Origin of the sequence: Mycobacterium paragordonae (genome assembly GCF_003614435.1) — a bacterium.
GTDB lineage: Bacteria > Actinomycetota > Actinomycetes > Mycobacteriales > Mycobacteriaceae > Mycobacterium > Mycobacterium paragordonae.
In genome coordinates, this window is the sequence record NZ_CP025546.1 from 2,673,220 (window position 1) to 2,689,794 (window position 16,575).

Consider the following 16,575-nt stretch of genomic DNA (forward strand, 5'->3'; position numbering starts at 1 on the left):
GCCATGGAGGGACAGCGCAGTGAGCGCAGCTCCAAACGCGTCATCGTCGGCGTTTCCGGCGGTATCGCGGCCTACAAGGCCTGCACCGTTGTCCGTCAGCTCACCGAAGCCGGCCACCGCGTCCGGGTCATACCCACCGACTCGGCTCTGCGCTTCGTCGGAGCCGCCACCTTCGAGGCGCTGTCCGGCGAGCCGGTACGTACCGGCGTCTTCCAGGACGTTCCCGAGGTCCCGCACGTCCGGCTCGGCCAGCAGGCCGATCTGGTGGTCGTCGCCCCGGCAACCGCCGATCTGCTTGCCAGGGCCGTTGCCGGTCGAGCCGACGACCTACTGACCGGAACGCTGCTCACCGCCCGCTGCCCGGTGATGTTCGCGCCGGCCATGCACACCGAGATGTGGCTGCACCCGGCCACCGTCGACAACGTCGCCACCCTGCGCCGCCGCGGCGCGGTGGTGCTGGAACCCGCCTCCGGACGCCTCACCGGCGCGGACAGCGGTGCCGGGCGTCTGCCCGAGGCAGAAGAGATCACCACCCTGGCGCACTTGCTGCTGGAGCGCCACGACGCGTTGCCCTACGACCTCGCGGGCTGCAAGGTGCTGGTGACAGCCGGTGGCACCCGCGAGGCGATCGACCCGGTGCGCTTCATCGGCAACCGCAGCTCCGGCAAGCAGGGGTATGCCGTGGCCCGGGTGGCCGCCCAGCGCGGCGCCGAGGTCACGCTCATCGCCGGGCACACCGCGGGACTCATCGACCCCGCCGGGGTGAACGTGGTGCACGTCAGTTCCGCCGAGCAGCTCGGCAGCGCGGTGTCCAAGCACGCTCCGGAAGCCAACGTGCTGGTGATGGCGGCGGCGGTGGCCGACTTCCGGCCCACCCAGGTTGCCACCGCGAAGATCAAAAAGAGCGACCAGGGCCCGCCGACCATCGAACTGGTCCGCAACGATGACGTGCTGGCCGGCGCGGTGCAGGCCCGCTCACACGGTCAGTTGCCCAACATGCGCGCCATCGTCGGGTTCGCGGCCGAGACCGGTGACGCTAACGGGGACGTGCTTTTTCACGCCCGCGCCAAATTGCGGCGCAAGGGCTGCGATCTGCTGGTCGTCAACGCCGTCGGTGACGGCAGGGCGTTCGAGGTGGACAGCAACGACGGCTGGCTGCTGGCTGCCGACGGAACCGAATCGGCGCTGCAGCACGGATCCAAGACTCTGATGGCGAGCCGTATCGTTGATGCGATCGCCACGTTCCTGCATGGGGACGGGGCCTGAAACAGATAACGTGTGCCGGGCAGCGTAGCCCGTCGGGAACCCCCGAGAATTTGCAGACTGGCCGCCGGGTCCGGTTTGCTTGGAGGCACTGAAAAATAATTCGCCTAACTAACAGTTGGGCGGGCATGGACGGAAGGACGTACGAGGGTGAGCGAGAACGGTCGACTGTTTACCAGTGAGTCGGTGACCGAGGGGCATCCAGACAAGATCTGTGACGCCATCAGTGACTCGGTCCTCGACTCGCTGCTGGCGGGCGACCCGCGCTCACGCGTGGCGGTTGAGACATTGGTGACCACCGGGCAGGTCCACGTGGTGGGCGAGGTCACCACCACGGCGAAGGAGGCGTTCGCCGACATCACCAATACGGTCCGCGCGCGGATCCTCGACATCGGCTACGACTCGTCGGAGAAGGGCTTTGACGGCGCTTCCTGCGGGGTCAACATCGGCATCGGCGCCCAGTCCCCGGACATCGCCCAGGGCGTCGACACGGCGCACGAGGCCCGCGTCGAGGGTGCGGCGGACCCGCTGGACGCCCAAGGCGCCGGAGACCAGGGCCTGATGTTCGGCTACGCGATCAACGACACCCCTGAGCTGATGCCGCTGCCCATCGCGTTGGCCCACCGGCTGTCCCGGAAGCTGACCGAGGTCCGCAAGAACGGCACCCTGCCCTACTTGCGCCCGGACGGCAAGACGCAGGTCACCATCGAATACGAGGACGACGTCCCGGTGCGGCTGGACACCGTGGTCGTCTCCACCCAGCACGCCGACGGCATCGACCTGGTCAAGACGCTGGACCCCGACATCCGCCGGCATGTGCTGCAGACCGTGCTCGACGAGCTGGGCCACGAGACCCTGGACTCGTCCTCGACCCGCGTGCTGGTGAACCCGACCGGCAAGTTCGTGCTGGGCGGGCCGATGGGTGACGCCGGCCTGACCGGCCGCAAGATCATCGTCGACACCTACGGTGGCTGGGCCCGGCACGGTGGCGGCGCCTTCTCCGGCAAGGACCCGTCGAAGGTGGACCGGTCGGCGGCGTACGCGATGCGCTGGGTAGCCAAGAACATCGTCGCTGCCGGGCTGGCGGAGCGGGTCGAGGTGCAGGTCGCCTATGCGATCGGCAAGGCGGCCCCGGTCGGCCTGTTCATCGAGACGTTCGGCACCGCGATCGTCGACCCGGTCAAGATCGAGAAGATCGTGCCGGAGGTCTTCGACCTGCGTCCCGGCGCGATCATCCGCGACCTGGACCTGCTGCGCCCCATCTACGCGCAGACCGCCGCGTACGGGCACTTCGGCCGCACCGACATCGAATTGCCGTGGGAGCAGCTGGACAAGGTCGACGACCTCAAGCGCGCCATCTAGCGTTTCGGCGCGTGCCCCCGCAAGCGGGAGGTGCCCCCAGCTCGCGCTACTGGGTCCGTGGCGGCAGCGGGTGGTCCGGGTCCAGCCCGGCCAGGCCGTCGATGCTGTGCTGATTGCGGCCGATGGTGCCGGCGTAGGCCTCGTGCGGTTGCTTGCTGTGATAGTTGTCGAGCACCGGCCGGTCGTCGACGAGTTCGTAGTAGGGCACCGCGAAGCCGCACGCATCCGCGATCCGTTCCACCTCGACGACGATGGCAGCCCGCACCCCGGACCGCAGCTCCCCGAAATGAGCTCGCACACGGGCGAATTCGTCGTCGTCAGGGCGCAGCACACGTCCGGTGCCGAACAGCCGGAGAATGCGGGAGTTTCGGGTGAACGAGCAGAACATCAGCGTGATGCGGCCGTTGTCCCGCAGATGCGCAATGGTCTCCACGCCGCTGCCGAACAGATCCACATAGGCGACGGTGTGGTCATCGAGCACCGCGAAGGTGTCGGCGTATCCCTTGGGCGAGAGGTTGATTCGGCCGCCCTCAGACGGGGCGGTGGCGACGAAGAACATGGCCTGTTCGGCAATGAACGCGCGGAGCGACTCGTCGATACGGGAGAACACTTTCGCCATCGGTAGAGCGTAGCCTGCGGCACACGGCGCGCCGTCGATCCGGTTTGAGTGCGGCCAACCGCAGGTCGCCGCGGTAGAAGTCGAGCACGCGCGGGTCCATCACCCGGTGCCACAGCGGCGGGACCATCGCCAGCAGCAGCATGGTGCTGTACCCGGCGGGCAACTGAGGCGCTTCCTCGACATGCCGCAGCGCCTGGTACGGGCGCAGCGGATTGCTGTGGTGATCGGAATGCCGCTGCAGGTGAAAGAGAAAGACGTTGGCCACCACGGTGTTGCTGTTCCAGCTGTGTGACGGCCGCACCCGTTCATATCGGCCGCTGGGCAACTTCTGCCGCCGCAGTCCGTAGTGCTCGACATAGTTGACCGTCTCCAACAGTCCGAAGCCGATAATTGCCTGCCCGATCAGCCAGGGCAGGACCTCGGGCCCGAACCACACGGCGAGTACGGCGAACAGCAGGATGCTGAGCAACCAGGCATTCAGCACGTTGTTGCGAAGAGTCCAGGGCGATTTGGCAAGGCCGGCCAACCGCCCGGCCTCCAGCCGCCACGCCGACCGCATTCCGCCCACGACCGAGCGGGGCACGAACGCGTAGAGGTTCTCGCCGAACCGCGCGCTTGCCGGGTCTTCAGGCGTGGCCACCCGGACGTGGTGTCCCCGGTTGTGTTCGACGAAGAAATGTCCGTAGCAGGTCTGAGCGAGCGCGATCTTGGACAGCCGCCGTTCGAACTGTTCCCGGGTATGACCCAAGTCGTGCGCGGCGTTGATGGCCAGACCGCCGATGAGGCCGACGGTCATCATCAGTCCGAACTTGTCGGCGAAGGTCATGGTCACCCAACCACCGCCCGCCCAGAACCAGCATGCCAGCATCAGTGATCCGTACTGATTCGGTAGATAAAGGTAAGTGGCCCAACGGTATAGGCGATCTCCCGAGAGCCAGGCCAGCGCGCTCTCGGGCGGGTTGCTCGGATCTGGACCGAGCAGGTGGTCCAGGACCGGTATGGCTCCGAAGGCCAGGAGGGGCCCTGACCACCAGAGTTCACAGATCCCGGTAAGCCGCACCAACAGCCACGAGGCGGCGACCAACCCCGGCACGACGGCGCCGAGAAGCCACACATACCGCTTCGGGTCCCGCCAGGGCCAGTTCGCTTGTGGTCCCCGCGCTAGCCGCGCCCTTACGCCGCTGAAATCAAATTGACATGGCTGTAACTTCGCCTGAATACCAACTGACGACCCCATGATTCCCTAGTTCACATACTTATAGTATCTTCAAATGTAGTTCTTATGAACGTCAGTTTGCGAACAGGGGGGCCGGTTCGACATGGACAGCAGAGCGCGCCGAACGATCTTGTCGCGTCGACAGTTCCTTGGCGCAGCCGCCGGCTTGGGGGTGGGCGCCCTGGGCGCGGGTGTTTTCGAGCTCGGGTTACGACGCGACGAGGTTGGGGCACGGCCCAAGAGCCACTACCGGGCGATCGTCGTAGGCAGTGGTTATGGCGGCGGTGTCACCGCACTGCGTCTTGGCGAGGCCGGGGTGAACACCCTGATTCTGGAGAAGGGCAGGCTCTGGGAAGCCGCCGACGACGACGGAAAGCGTTTCTCCCGAATGCTTCCCGCGGATAATCGCGCGGGCTGGTTCACCGCGGTCCCACCCAGCCTGGTGCCCTCGTTCCGCGGGGTGTCGATGGAGCAAGTGGCCAGGAACGCGCCGTCCAGGCAACCCGTGCAGGCCGGCATCTGTGACAAGGTTGTCCACGGCGCGCACACCGTGTTTCGCGGAGTCGCCGTCGGCGGCGGATCGATGATCAACGCCGCCATCGCCGCGATCCCGACGCTCGCCCAGGTTCGCGCGGCCTTCCCCGACATCGACCCCACGGTCTTCCTCGACACTTACATCGAGCGCGCAAAGACGATGCTGCGCATCAGTTATCGCGACATGGATTGGTTCGAGCGGACCCCGTGGTTTCAATATGCACGAGTCGGCCGGCAGTACGCCGACGCGGCGGGCTACCGCGTCGACTACAACGGCAGCGCCTACTCGTTCGACTACATGAAAAGAGAAGAAGCGGGCGAGGTTCCGCGCTCGTCACTCGATTTTGAGCAGCAGTATGGGAACAACTACGGCAGGTTCGGCAGTGTCGACCAGACCTACCTCGCTGCCGCCCTGAAAACCGGCCACGTCACGCTGCGGCCGCTGACCGAGGTCACCGGGATCCGCCGCGAGCGGTCGGGGGAGTACGTGATTTCCACCCGCCAGATCGACCGGTTCGGCGCCGAACTCCGGCGCGACGAAATCGGTTGTGACGAACTGTACCTCAGCGCCGGGGTACTCGGCACCACCGAATTGCTGCTGAGGGCGCGCGAAACCGGCACACTGCCCGATCTGAGCGAGGAGATCGGCCGAGGCTACGGCAACAACGGGGACATCATGGTCGCCCACATGCTCCAGCCCGGCCATCCCGCCGGCACCCAGCAATCGCTGATGGGAATGATCAACCTCGATGGACGCGACGATCCGGTCAACCCGGTGTACGCCAGCATGTTCTCGCTACCGCTGCCGGTCGAGACGTATGCGCTCGGCTATTACGTGATGGTGCGTACCGGGGACCGCGCCGACATCGTCTACAACTGGGCGACCAACGCCGTTGCCATCAACTGGCCCGACGATTACACCGAACACCTGCGCGTCCGGGCACAGTCGGTGTTCGACAGGGTGACCCACGCCAACGGCGTCGACTACCGCGATGACCTCTTCGAGGGAAAAGTCTTCACCGCCAACACGGTTCATCCGATGGGCGGGGTGGTGCGGGGCAGGGCCACCGACGGCTACGGCAGGGTGAAGGGGTACACCAAGCTGCACGTCAACGACGCGTCGCTGCTGCCCGGCTACCTCGGCTGCAATCCGTTCATGACCATCACCGCGCTGGCCGAACGCAATATCGAAGCGATCCTGCAGGGGCGGAAATGAACCCGGCTACTCGGGCTATCCGGTGTACCGGTAGTCATCGAGATCGAAATGCCTGCTGCGCCAATAGGCTTCGACGGTAGTGGTAGGACGCAGCGGAACGTCGCCGTTCTTGTCGAAGTAGTAGCTGTTGGCCAGCCGGCAGCTGTCCTGCCAGAACACCTGGCGGTAGCGCCGGCGCATCATCTCGGCGAAGTAGCGGTCATTGGCTTCTTCGGTGACCTCTACCCGCGTCGCGCCCTGTTGGCGTGCCCGTTTCAGGCAACGCAGGATGTGGTGGGTCTGGGTCTCGATCAGCGCGAAGTAGGACGACCCGACGTAACCGTAGGGCCCGAACACGGCGAAGAAGTTCGGGAACCCCGGGATGCTGACGCCCTCGTAGGCCTGGGTGCGGTGCTCGTCCCAGAACCGGCTCAACGACTGCCCGCCGACGCCCGAGACGGCGTAGGTCAGGACGTCGTCGCTGTCGAGCACCTTGAATCCGGTGGCGAGGATGAGCACATCGACGTCAAAGGTGGTGCCGTCGTCGGTGGCGACCGCCGACGGGGTGATCTTGTCGATGGGCTTGGTGACCAGCTGCACGTTGTCGCGGTTGAACGTGGACAGATAGGTGTTGTGGAAGCCTGGGCGCTTGCAGCCCACCGCGTATTGCGGCGTGAGTTGCTCGCGCACCTCCGGGTCCTCGACCTCCTGACGCAGATAGCGCCGTCCGGCCGCGGCCATCCACTTGGCCAGGGGGAACACCTTGAAGTAGTGCGCCGAGATCGGGAACGTCGCTTCGACGAAGGCCTGGCTGAGCACTCGCTGCACCGCTTTGCCGCCGGGGATCCGCATCGCCCAGCGCGCCGGTGCGGGCAGCGGAACGTCGAACTTGGGGAAGCACCAGATGGGCGTGCGCTGAAACACGGTGAGGCTCGCGACATTCGGCGCAATCTCCGGGATGATCTGGACGGCCGAGGCGCCGGTGCCGATGATCCCGACGCGCTTGCCGGTCAGGTCCTGGGTGTGGTCCCAGCGGGCGGTGTGCATGGTGATGCCGTCGAAGGAGTCGACCCCGTCGATGTCGGGCAGCTTGGGCACCGTCAGGACACCGCTGGCGCTGATGATGTAGCGGGCGGTGATTTCGCCGTCCGGGTCGGTCTGGACCCGCCACAGGCTGTGCTGCTCGTCGTACTCAGCGGCGATCACCTTGGTGTTGAAGCGGATGCGGGACCGGATCGCGTACTTCTCGACGCAGTGTTCGGCGTAGGCCCGTAGCTCACGCCCGGGCGCGTAGGTGCGCGACCAATCCGGACTCTGCTCGAACGAGAACTGGTAGGAGAACGACGGAATGTCCACCGCGATACCGGGATAGGTGTTCCAGTACCAGGTGCCGCCGACGCCGTCGCCGGCTTCGACGATCAGATAGTCGGAAAATCCCGCCTCGTCGAGCTTGATGGCTGCGCCGATGCCGGAGAAGCCGGCGCCGACGATCAGGACTTCGTGGTCGGGCGTGTTTGTCATGAACGGCTCTCTGCGATGAGGTGGACCCCGTATTTGGGGCGCAGGGTCAATGTTGCTTCGAGTTCGACCGGATGGCCAGGCACCCCGACCACGGTAAACCGCTGGCTCATGATCGCAGCGATCAGCACCATCTCCATGAGTGCGAAGCTCTGCCCGATGCAGATGCGCCGGCCACCGCCGAACGGGAGGTAGGCCGAACGGGGGCGAGTCGGGCCCGATGGCGGCGACCCGCAGCGCGCGGACCCGGCCGCGCTTGCGATCGCCGCGCGCGTGCCCAGGAAGCGGCCGGGGTCAAAGGTATCCGGGTCCGGCCACCAGCGCGGGTCGTGGTGGATGTGATGAATCGGGATGACGACCGTGGTCCCGCGGCGGATGTGGTGCCCGTCGATCACGTCGTCCTCGACGGCCTCACGCGCGACGATCCACACGGCCGAGTAGTACCGCTGCGCCTCCTGCAGGCACGCGGTGGTCCACGGGAGGTTGCCCAGGTCGGCGGCGGTCGGGCGCCGCGTGCCCAGCACGTCGTCGACCTCGTCGAGCATCCGGTCGCGGGCCGACGGGTTGAGCGTCATCAGGTGCCAGAACCAGGACATCGCGTTGGCGGTGGTCTCATGACCAGCGAGCATGAACGTCAGCGCCTCGTCGCGGACCCGCTGCCGCGGCCACGTCCCCCCGTCGGCCCGCAACAACACGTTCAGCAGGTCGGCGGAGTCGGTCGGCGCCGCCAGGCGCTGGTCGATCACCGCATTGACCGCGCGGTCGAGTTCGAGGGTGATCTCTTGGACCTCCCGCAGCGGCGGGGGGAGGTGCACGCCCGAATAGGTGCACCACACCAGGGCGTCGTACACCGGTTGCGGCATCAGGCCCCACAGCCCGAGGCGCTCCAGCTTCTCGGCGCGGCGCAGTCCACGGGTGGCCAGGTCGTTCATGCTCTGGATCAGCGGGCCGAAGTCCTGGCTGAACAGGGCATTGGCCACCACCCGCAACGTCGTCTCGACCATGGTTTCGTGCATGTCGAACCGTTCGCCGATCGGCAGCGCGGCGGTGACGTCGGCGATCGGGTCGATCATCAGGTCGACGAGTTCGTTGAGGTGGCGACGGGCGAAGGTGGGGTTGAGCACGCCGCGGTGACCGGCCCACGAGTCACCTTCGTCGGTCAGCAGGTTGATGCCGGCGGCGGCCTTGATCGGCGCGTACTCGTTGGATTTGACGTATTTCAATCGAGCCTCGTGCAGCACGTGGTCCACGTAGTCGGGATGGCTGAGTGACACGAATCGCCTCCCGCCACAACGGAATCTGGTGATATCGCTGCCGCGCAACCGGCCCAGGAAGCCGTCGCCGGCATCGAATCCGATGGTGAGGGCTTCCCTGGTCATCGTCCAGGTGTTCAGCCTTCTGGCCGGGCCCCGCAGGGGCCGCTCGGCGGTGAGGATGGCCATGGCTCCACCCTAGGGACGGCCACCGCGGCCCGTAATGAGACTATGGGACACAGAGTTGGGATTTTAGGACACATGCAGCACCTGCCACCGCCCGCTGAGGTACGGCATCCGGTGTATCCGACCCGGGTGCTGTGCGAGGTCGCCCGCGAGCGGGGGGTTCCCGTCGATGACGTATTGGCGGGCACGGCGATCGAGCCGGCGGATCTCGAGGATCCGGACGCGGTGGTCAGCGGACTCGAAGAGATCGCGGTGGTTCGGCGGGTGCAGAGCCGGCTTCCCGACCGAACCGGCTTGGGAATCGATGTGGGAAGCCGGTTCACGCTCACCCACTTCGGCCTGTTCGGCTTCGCGGTGATGTCCTGCGGCACGCTGCGCGAACTGCTCAGTATCGCGATGCGCTATTTCGCGCTGACCACCATGCATATCGGCATCACCTTCCTCGAGACCGCCGACGCCTGCCTGATCGAACTCGACGCAAGCCATCTGCCCGACGATGTGCGCACCTTCTTCATCGAACGCGACATCGCCGGAATCCTCACCACGACAACGAGCTTCGCGATGTCCGTGGCCGAGAAGTACGCCGACCAGGTGTCGGCCGAACTCGCCGTCGACGAGGAACTGTTGCGCCCGCTGCTCGGGGTGATTCCGGTGCACGACGTCGCGTTCGGCCGGGCGCACAACCGGCTGCATTTCCCGCGTGCGATGTTCGACGAGCCGTTGCCGCAGGCCGATCGGCACACTTTGGAGATGTGTATCGCGCAGTGCGACGTGCTGATGCAGCGCAACGAGCAGCGACGTGGCATCACCGCACTGGTGCGCACCAAGCTGTTCCGCGACTCCGGTTCATTTCCAACGCTTTCCGACATCGCCGGCGAACTCGACATGCATCCGCGGACGCTGCGGCGCCGGTTGGCCGACGAGGGGACGTCGTTTCGCGACCTGCTGAACGAGGCGCGCTCGGCGGTGGCCGTGGACCTGCTGTGCAACGTCGGGTTGACCGTGGACGAGGTGTCCAGGCGGCTGGGTTATACCGAGGTCTCGACCTTCTCGCACGCGTTCAAACGCTGGTACGGCGTTGCGCCCAGCGGGTATTCACGCTGAGCCGCCTCAGGGATACAGCGCCTTCTTCAGCGCCGCCAGACCCCGGTTCGTCGCCTCGGCGGCCGCCGGCACCACCAGCCCGAAGCTGACGTAACCGTGCACCATGTTCGGCTCGTTGACCAACTCCACCGGAACGCCTGCGGCGCTGAGCAACTCGGCATACAGCGCGCCGTCGTCGCGCAACGGATCGTGGTGTGCCGTGCCGATGAACGCCGGCGGGAGGTCGGCCAACACGCCGTTACCGGGCGCCAGGTTGATTGGCAGCGTGGTGTGGTCGCTGACATCGAGGTGCGGGACGTACCAGCTCAGGAACGCGTCGATAACGTCGTCGTCGAGGATGTGGGCGTTGGCGTTTTCGGTGAACGACGGCAGCGTCCGATCGCCGATGCAGGACGGATACCAGAGCAACTGAAAGACGACCGACGGTCCGCCGTGGTCGCGGGCCAGGTGCGCCATGATCGCCGAAAGATTGCCGCCGGCCGAGTCACCGGCGACGGCGATCCGGTTCGGGTCGCCGCCGAGCTCGGCGGCGTTCTCGCCCACCCACTGCAACGCCGCCCAGCTGTCCTCGACCCCGGCCGGGTGGGGGTGTTCGGGCGCCAGGCGGTAGTCCACCGACACCACGATGGCGTCGGCGCCCACGGCATGGGCACGCGCGACGTGGTCATGGGTATCCAGGTCGCCGAGTGCCCAGCCGCCACCGTGGTAGAAGACGACCACCGGCAGATTCTCCTGCGCCGCGGTGGGCGGCCAGTAGACCCGCACCGGAATGTCCGTGCGGTCGCCGTAACCGATCGTGCGGTCCTCGATTCGCAGATCCGGCAGCAACTCTGGAGGCGCCTTCAGTGCGGCAAGCTGAGCGCGGGCGACCTCGACACCGTCGGACGCTTTGAAGGTCAGCGGAACGGCATCAAGCAGCATTTTCAGCAGCGGATCGATTTCCGGTCGGGCATTTGTCGGGTCCGTCATGGAACTAGGGTATGCACGCAGGCAACTATCCGTGCAGCGCAACGCGCAATGCGGCCAATCCGCGCGCCATGGCGGCGGTGGCCGCGGGCACCACACCGGCATAGCCGACGTAGCCGTGCACCATGGTCTCGGCGTTGTGCACCTCGGTAGGCACCCCGGCGTCGGCCAGGAGCTCGCCGTACTTGATGCCGTCGTCGCGCAGCGGGTCGAAACCGGCGACGGCGATGTAGGCGGCCGGCAGTTCCGACAGATCCTCCGCCCGCCCCGGTGCCATGGCGGCCGGAGGGTTGGACATGTCGACTTCGCCTGCGTACCAACGGGAGAAGTCGGCAATGGCCTTCGTGTCCAGGATGAGTGCGTTGGCGTTCTCGGTGAATGACGGCAACGACTGATCCCACATCGTGGACGGGTACCACAACAGTTGGAAGGCGATATCCGGCGCGCCTTCATTGCGGGCCCGCTGGGCCACTGCCGCCGCGATGGTGCCGCCCGCCGAGTCGCCCGCGACGGCGATCCGGCTGGTGTCGGCGCCGATCTCGGACCCGAACTCGGCGACCCATCTCGTTGCGGCCCAAGCATCCTCGACCGCGGCGGGGTACGGGTGCTCGGGTGCCAGACGGTAGTCCACGGATACGACGATCGCGTCGGCGCCGACCGCATGCTGGCGGGAGGTGCCGTCGTGGGTGTCCAGATCGCCCATCACGAAGCCGCCGCCGTGAAAGAAGAGCACCACTGGCGCAACCGAATCCGTTGTTGGCCAATAGATTCTGATGTCAATGGGTCCCCCTGGGCCGTCGATCGCGCGGTTTTCGACGCGCAGTTCGGGGTGTACCGCGCGGCGCGGCAGGTCGCGGAGCCGTTGTCGCACGGCGTCGATTCCGTCGTCGGTTGATAGCCGAAACGGAACCGCATCCAGTACCTTCAGCAGGATGGGATCGACTCCGGGCTTCTCGTTACCCCGAAGCAAGGCGGGGTTGTCGAAATTCGGCATGGACGTACCGTACGCATCCCGTCTGATGGTCGGCGGCTGGGTGGCGGCCGGCTGGGCGGGAATCGCCTACGGCGTCTATCTGACGGTCATCGCACTGCGGCTGCCGCCCGGCAGTGAACTCACCGGACACTGGATTCTGCAGCCGCCGTTCAAGGCGTCGATGGCGCTGCTGCTGATGGTCGCCGCGTTCGCGCACACCGTCGCCCGCGAGCGGCGCTGGCTGGTACCGGCCTTGCTGTTCTCGGCCGGTGGTGACTGGTTGCTGGCGATCCCGTGGTGGACGATGTCGTTCGTGCTCGGCCTCGGTTCATTCCTGTTGGCCCACATCTGTTTTCTGGGTGCCCTGGTGCCTCACGTCACTCCGACCCGGCCACGGATTGCGGCCGCCTCGGTGATGGTGCTGGCGTCGGTGTCGATGCTGATCTGGTTCTGGCCCCATCTGAACAACGGCAAGGAGAACCTGACCCTGCCGGTGACGGTCTACATCACCGTCCTGTCGGCGATGGTGTGCACGGCGCTGCTGGCCAAGCTGCCGACCATGTGGACCGCCGTCGGAGCGGTGTGCTTCGCGGCGTCGGATTCGATGATCGCAATCAGCCGGTTCATCCTGGGCAACGAGGCATTGGCAGTGCCGATCTGGTGGTCGTATGCCGCCGCCGAGATCCTGATCACCGCCGGCTTCTTCTTCGGTCGCACCGACGTTGCCGCGTCCGCCGAGAGCTAGTTGTCGCTGCCCGCGGTTACGGTTGACCCACCGTGACAAGAAAAAGCCTGTCTGACAACACAACTGGCGGCGCAACTCGGCACAGCGCCGGCGCGGTGGCCGAGGTCGAGCCGATCGCCCGGGTGCTGCCGATGCTCTCGGTGCCGCACCTGGACCGCGAGTTCGACTACCTGGTGCCACCCGAGCAGTCCGACGACGCCCAGCCCGGGGTACGGGTGCGGGTGCGTTTCCACGGTCGGCTGGTCGACGCGTTCGTCCTGGAACGACGCAACGACACCGATCATCAAGGAAAGCTCGGCTGGCTGGACCGGGTCGTGTCCGCCGAACCGGTCCTCACTCCGGAGATCCGGCGACTGGTCGAAGCGGTCGCCGCCCGTTACGCGGGCACCAGGCCGGACGTGCTGCGCCTTGCGGTGCCGGCCCGCCATGCCAGGGTCGAGAAGGAGCTCACCGCGGTTCCGGCCCTGCCGGTGGTGCAGCCGGTGGACCCCGCAGGCTGGCAGGGCTACGGTCGCGGCGGTCAATTTCTGGATGCGCTGGCGCAATCTCGGGCCGCTCGCGCGGTGTGGCAGGCGCTGCCGGGGGAGCAGTGGGCGGACCGGTTGGCCGAGGCGGCCGCGCAAACCGTCGCGGCCGGTCACTCGGTGCTGGCGATCGTTCCCGACCAGCGCGATCTCGACAGTCTGTGGCACGCGGCCGTGGCCTTGATCGACGAATCGAGCGTGGTGGCGCTGTCAGCCGGACTGGGCCCGGCGGCGCGGTACCGGCGGTGGTTGGCGGCGCTTCGCGGCAGCGCACGGGTGGTGATCGGCACCCGCAGTGCGGTGTTCGCGCCGGTCACCGATTTGGGGCTGGTCATGGTCTGGTCCGACGCCGACGACAGCCTGGCCGAGCCCCGGGCGCCCTATCCGCACGCCCGCGAAGTGGCGATGCTCCGTGCACATCAGGCGCGCTGTGCCGCGCTGATCGGCGGCTACTCACGGACTGCCGAGGCTCAGGCGCTGGTGCGCAGCGGATGGGCGCAGGACGTGGTCGCGGCCCGGCCGGTGGTGCGGGCCCGGACGCCGCGCGTGGTGGCCCTCGACGACAGCGGATACGCCGACGAACGCGACCCCGCCGCGCACACCGCGCGCCTGCCGTCCATCGCGCTGCGTGCCGCCCGGTCCGCGCTGGATGCCGGGGCGCCGGTACTGGTCCAGGTACCGAGGCGCGGGTATGTGCCGTCGCTGGCGTGTGGGCGCTGCCGGGCCATCGCGCGCTGCCGGCAATGCACCGGCCCGCTGGCGCTGACCGATCGTGGCGGCGGTGCGATGTGCCGGTGGTGTGGTCGGGTGGACCCGGCACTGCGCTGTGCCCGCTGCGGGTCGGATGCGGTTCGTGCGGTGGTGGTCGGCGCTCGACGCACCGCGGAGGAACTCGGTAGGGCATTCCCGGGCACGCCGGTGGTGACCTCGGCGGGCGACGTCATCGTGTCGGAGGTCCCGGCCCGGCCGGCGTTGGTGGTGGCCACTCCCGGGGCCGAACCGTGTGCCTCGGGAGGTTACGGGGCCGCGCTGTTGCTGGACACCTGGGCGTTGCTGGGCCGCCAGGACCTGCGCGCGGCTGAGGACGCGCTGTGGCGCTGGATGAACGCCGCTGCCCTGGTGCGGCCCCGCAGTGCGGGCGGAGTGGTCACCGTGGTTGCTGAGTCGGCGCTGCCGACGGTGCAGTCGCTGATCCGCTGGGATCCGGTGGGCCACGCCGACGCCGAGCTTGCGGCGCGGGCCGAGGTGGGCCTGCCGCCGAGTGTGCACATCGCCGCGTTGGACGGCACCGCCGACGCGGTGGCCGCCCTGCTCGATGAAGCGCGGCTACCCGATGATGCGGAGCTGCTGGGCCCGGTGGATCTGCCGGCGGGGGCACGGCGACCGGCCGGCATCGCCGCTGATGCGGCGGTCACCAGGATGCTGGTGCGGGTGCGCCGTGCGGACGGATTGCGGCTGGCCGCGGCGCTGCGCGCCGCCGTCGGGGTTATCAGCGCCCGGCAAACCCACGAGCCGGTTCGGGTGCAGATCGACCCATTGCATATCGGGTGAGAGATCACTGGCGTACCTGGTCGGCTCATCTCCTGTGGGGTCGGAGTCGCCCGAACTAGCCGCAAACAAGATCCGTCAGCAATTATGTGTTTAGGCAACAATTAAGATATTCGATTATAGGAGGCTGTTACAATTTCTTTGCTCTAGCTAGGCACCGGGGAAGGGGGCTGCGATGGCAACAGAGAACACGACGACCGAGTCGCTGGACATGATCACCGACGCACTGCTGACAGCGTCTCGGCTGTTGGTCGGGATTTCGGCGAGTTCTATTGCGGCAGTGGATGACACGATCACCATCCCGCAGTTCCGCACGCTGGTCATCCTGTCCAATCGCGGTCCGGTGAACCTGGCGACGCTCGCGACGTCGTTGGGTGTGCAACCGTCGGCCACCGGTCGCATGGTCGACCGTCTGGTCAGTGCCGGATTGATCGACCGCCTGCCGCATCCGACCTCCCGTCGGGAGTTGCTCGCGTCCCTGACCAAGCGGGGGCGTGAGGTGGTTTCGAAGGTGACTGCGAACCGGCGCAGCGAGATTGCCCGCATCGTCGAGAAGATGCCGGCGGCCGAGCGCCAGGGGCTGGTCCGGGCGCTCACCGCCTTCACCGCCGCGGGCGGCGAACCCGACGCTCACGTCGACTTCCACGAGATATAAGCGCCGGTCCGCTCCGCCGATCAGCGCTTATCAGCGGTGAGCAGCAAGTACTCCCACTCCATGACACCGCTCGTCAGATATTCGTCGGCGAGTTCGACGAGCTGAGCGTCGAGTTCGGCGGCCAGCACCCGATTTCCGCCGATGTTCTCGTAGGCCTCGATCGTCGGGCCGTAGTTGTTCTTGAAGTAGTCGTGGACCTCCTGAGCGGTGTCGAACCGTGTTACCTCCAGCAACCCCCGCCCGCTGTCTACGCCAACCGCGCGACTTCCCAGCATCCCGGCGATGTACGCCTCGCGTCCCCACAACGCTGACGGCGGCAGGGCCGACGACAAGCTCGGCCGGTACGGCCGAATGGTCGCGAGCATGCGGCCGAAGAACCCCTCGTGGGTCCAGCTGATCAAGCCGATCGTCCCGCCTGGCCGACACACCCGGATGAGTTCGTCGGCGGCCTGTTGGTGATCGGGAGCGAACATCACCCCGATTGCCGAGATAACCGCGTCGAAAGTGTTGTCGCCGAACGGAAGTGCCTGGGCGTTGGCCTCCTGGTAGTGCAGGCTCAGACCCTCCGCCACCGCGCGTTCGCGGGAACGTTGCAGCAGCTCCGGGGTGAGGTCGGTGGAGGTGACGGTAGCGCCGGCCCTGGCCGCGGGCAGGGAAATGTTGCCGGACCCGGCTGCGACATCGAGCACTCTGACACCTGGTCCGATGCCCGCGGCGGCCACCAGCAGAGGGCCCAGTGGTGCCATCACCTCTTCGGCCATCAGGGCGTAATCGCCGAGTGCCCACATGGCCCGGTGGGTGGCCGCGAGTGTCTGATCTGCGCAGAGTGCGGTATCGATTGTCATAGCGGATCTCCTTATCGACGGAGCGACGATCTCATTTTGTTTCGTACAGACACAGTATGCATAGGCAAG

Annotated in this window: 14 protein-coding genes; 7 read left to right on the forward strand and 7 right to left on the reverse strand. The window is 66.9% G+C overall.

Annotation, left to right across the window (positions count from 1 at the left end):
- The first annotated feature begins 3 nt into the window (after nucleotides 1–3).
- Nucleotides 4–1,266 (forward strand): bifunctional phosphopantothenoylcysteine decarboxylase/phosphopantothenate--cysteine ligase CoaBC, encoded by a 1,263-nt coding sequence (coaBC, locus tag C0J29_RS12545; RefSeq protein WP_120792521.1) that lies wholly within the window; start codon nucleotides 4–6, stop codon nucleotides 1,264–1,266.
- Nucleotides 1,267–1,413: 147 nt separating this feature from the next.
- Nucleotides 1,414–2,625: a methionine adenosyltransferase gene (metK, locus tag C0J29_RS12550; RefSeq protein ID WP_065164064.1), complete on the forward strand. Its 1,212-nt coding sequence runs from the start codon at nucleotides 1,414–1,416 to the stop codon at nucleotides 2,623–2,625.
- 46 nt (nucleotides 2,626–2,671) lie between these two features.
- Here the strand turns inward: metK and C0J29_RS12555 are convergent, their stop codons facing one another.
- Together C0J29_RS12555 and C0J29_RS12560 are read right to left on the reverse strand one after the other, a co-directional pair.
- The gene (locus C0J29_RS12555) at nucleotides 2,672–3,244 is read right to left on the reverse strand and encodes a pyridoxamine 5'-phosphate oxidase family protein (RefSeq protein ID WP_065164065.1); all 573 of its coding nucleotides are present in this window, start codon (nucleotides 3,242–3,244) and stop codon (nucleotides 2,672–2,674) included.
- Complete coding sequence (locus C0J29_RS12560; protein ID WP_082994284.1) at nucleotides 3,156–4,481, reverse strand: alkane 1-monooxygenase; 1,326 nt, start codon at nucleotides 4,479–4,481, stop codon at nucleotides 3,156–3,158. Before C0J29_RS12560 ends, C0J29_RS12555 begins: the two co-directional genes overlap by 89 nt.
- A gap of 82 nt (nucleotides 4,482–4,563) precedes the next feature.
- Here C0J29_RS12560 and C0J29_RS12565 point away from each other — a divergent pair, with 82 nt between their 5' ends.
- On the forward strand, nucleotides 4,564–6,210 hold the full coding sequence (locus C0J29_RS12565) for a GMC oxidoreductase (RefSeq protein ID WP_120792522.1): 1,647 nt from the start codon (nucleotides 4,564–4,566) through the stop codon (nucleotides 6,208–6,210).
- A gap of 15 nt (nucleotides 6,211–6,225) precedes the next feature.
- On the opposite strand, the gene C0J29_RS12570 is transcribed toward C0J29_RS12565, so the two are convergent.
- Both C0J29_RS12570 and C0J29_RS12575 read right to left on the reverse strand, forming a co-directional pair.
- A complete protein-coding gene (locus C0J29_RS12570; protein ID WP_065164067.1) occupies nucleotides 6,226–7,710 on the reverse strand; it encodes a flavin-containing monooxygenase in 1,485 nt (494 codons plus the stop codon).
- A complete protein-coding gene (locus C0J29_RS12575; RefSeq protein WP_120792523.1) occupies nucleotides 7,707–9,149 on the reverse strand; it encodes a cytochrome P450 in 1,443 nt (480 codons plus the stop codon). Before C0J29_RS12575 ends, C0J29_RS12570 begins: the two co-directional genes overlap by 4 nt.
- A gap of 72 nt (nucleotides 9,150–9,221) precedes the next feature.
- On the opposite strand from C0J29_RS12575, the gene C0J29_RS12580 reads away from it, so the two are divergent.
- Entirely contained in the window at nucleotides 9,222–10,250 is a 1,029-nt protein-coding gene (locus C0J29_RS12580) for an AraC family transcriptional regulator (protein WP_065042613.1), read from the forward strand.
- 6 nt (nucleotides 10,251–10,256) lie between these two features.
- Here the strand turns inward: C0J29_RS12580 and C0J29_RS12585 are convergent, their stop codons facing one another.
- A complete protein-coding gene (locus C0J29_RS12585) occupies nucleotides 10,257–11,219 on the reverse strand; it encodes an alpha/beta hydrolase (RefSeq protein ID WP_065042612.1) in 963 nt (320 codons plus the stop codon).
- 25 nt (nucleotides 11,220–11,244) lie between these two features.
- Entirely contained in the window at nucleotides 11,245–12,210 is a 966-nt protein-coding gene (locus C0J29_RS12590) for an alpha/beta hydrolase (protein ID WP_120792524.1), read from the reverse strand.
- Between C0J29_RS12590 and C0J29_RS12595 the strand changes: the two genes are divergently transcribed.
- The 3 genes from C0J29_RS12595 to C0J29_RS12605 all read left to right on the forward strand — a co-directional run bounded on the left by C0J29_RS12595 (nucleotide 12,209) and on the right by C0J29_RS12605 (nucleotide 15,661).
- Nucleotides 12,209–12,934: a lysoplasmalogenase gene (locus C0J29_RS12595; RefSeq protein ID WP_120792525.1), complete on the forward strand. Its 726-nt coding sequence runs from the start codon at nucleotides 12,209–12,211 to the stop codon at nucleotides 12,932–12,934. The two genes, C0J29_RS12590 and C0J29_RS12595, sit on opposite strands and share 2 nt — an antisense overlap.
- Before the next feature lie 131 nt (nucleotides 12,935–13,065).
- Nucleotides 13,066–15,009, forward strand: a complete 1,944-nt coding sequence (locus C0J29_RS12600; protein WP_065164078.1) for a primosomal protein N' — start codon at nucleotides 13,066–13,068, stop codon at nucleotides 15,007–15,009.
- A gap of 172 nt (nucleotides 15,010–15,181) precedes the next feature.
- On the forward strand, nucleotides 15,182–15,661 hold the full coding sequence (locus C0J29_RS12605; RefSeq protein WP_065164071.1) for a MarR family transcriptional regulator: 480 nt from the start codon (nucleotides 15,182–15,184) through the stop codon (nucleotides 15,659–15,661).
- A gap of 20 nt (nucleotides 15,662–15,681) precedes the next feature.
- On the opposite strand, the gene C0J29_RS12610 is transcribed toward C0J29_RS12605, so the two are convergent.
- Nucleotides 15,682–16,506: a class I SAM-dependent methyltransferase gene (locus C0J29_RS12610; RefSeq protein WP_065164072.1), complete on the reverse strand. Its 825-nt coding sequence runs from the start codon at nucleotides 16,504–16,506 to the stop codon at nucleotides 15,682–15,684.
- Between the last annotated feature and the right edge of the window lie 69 nt (nucleotides 16,507–16,575).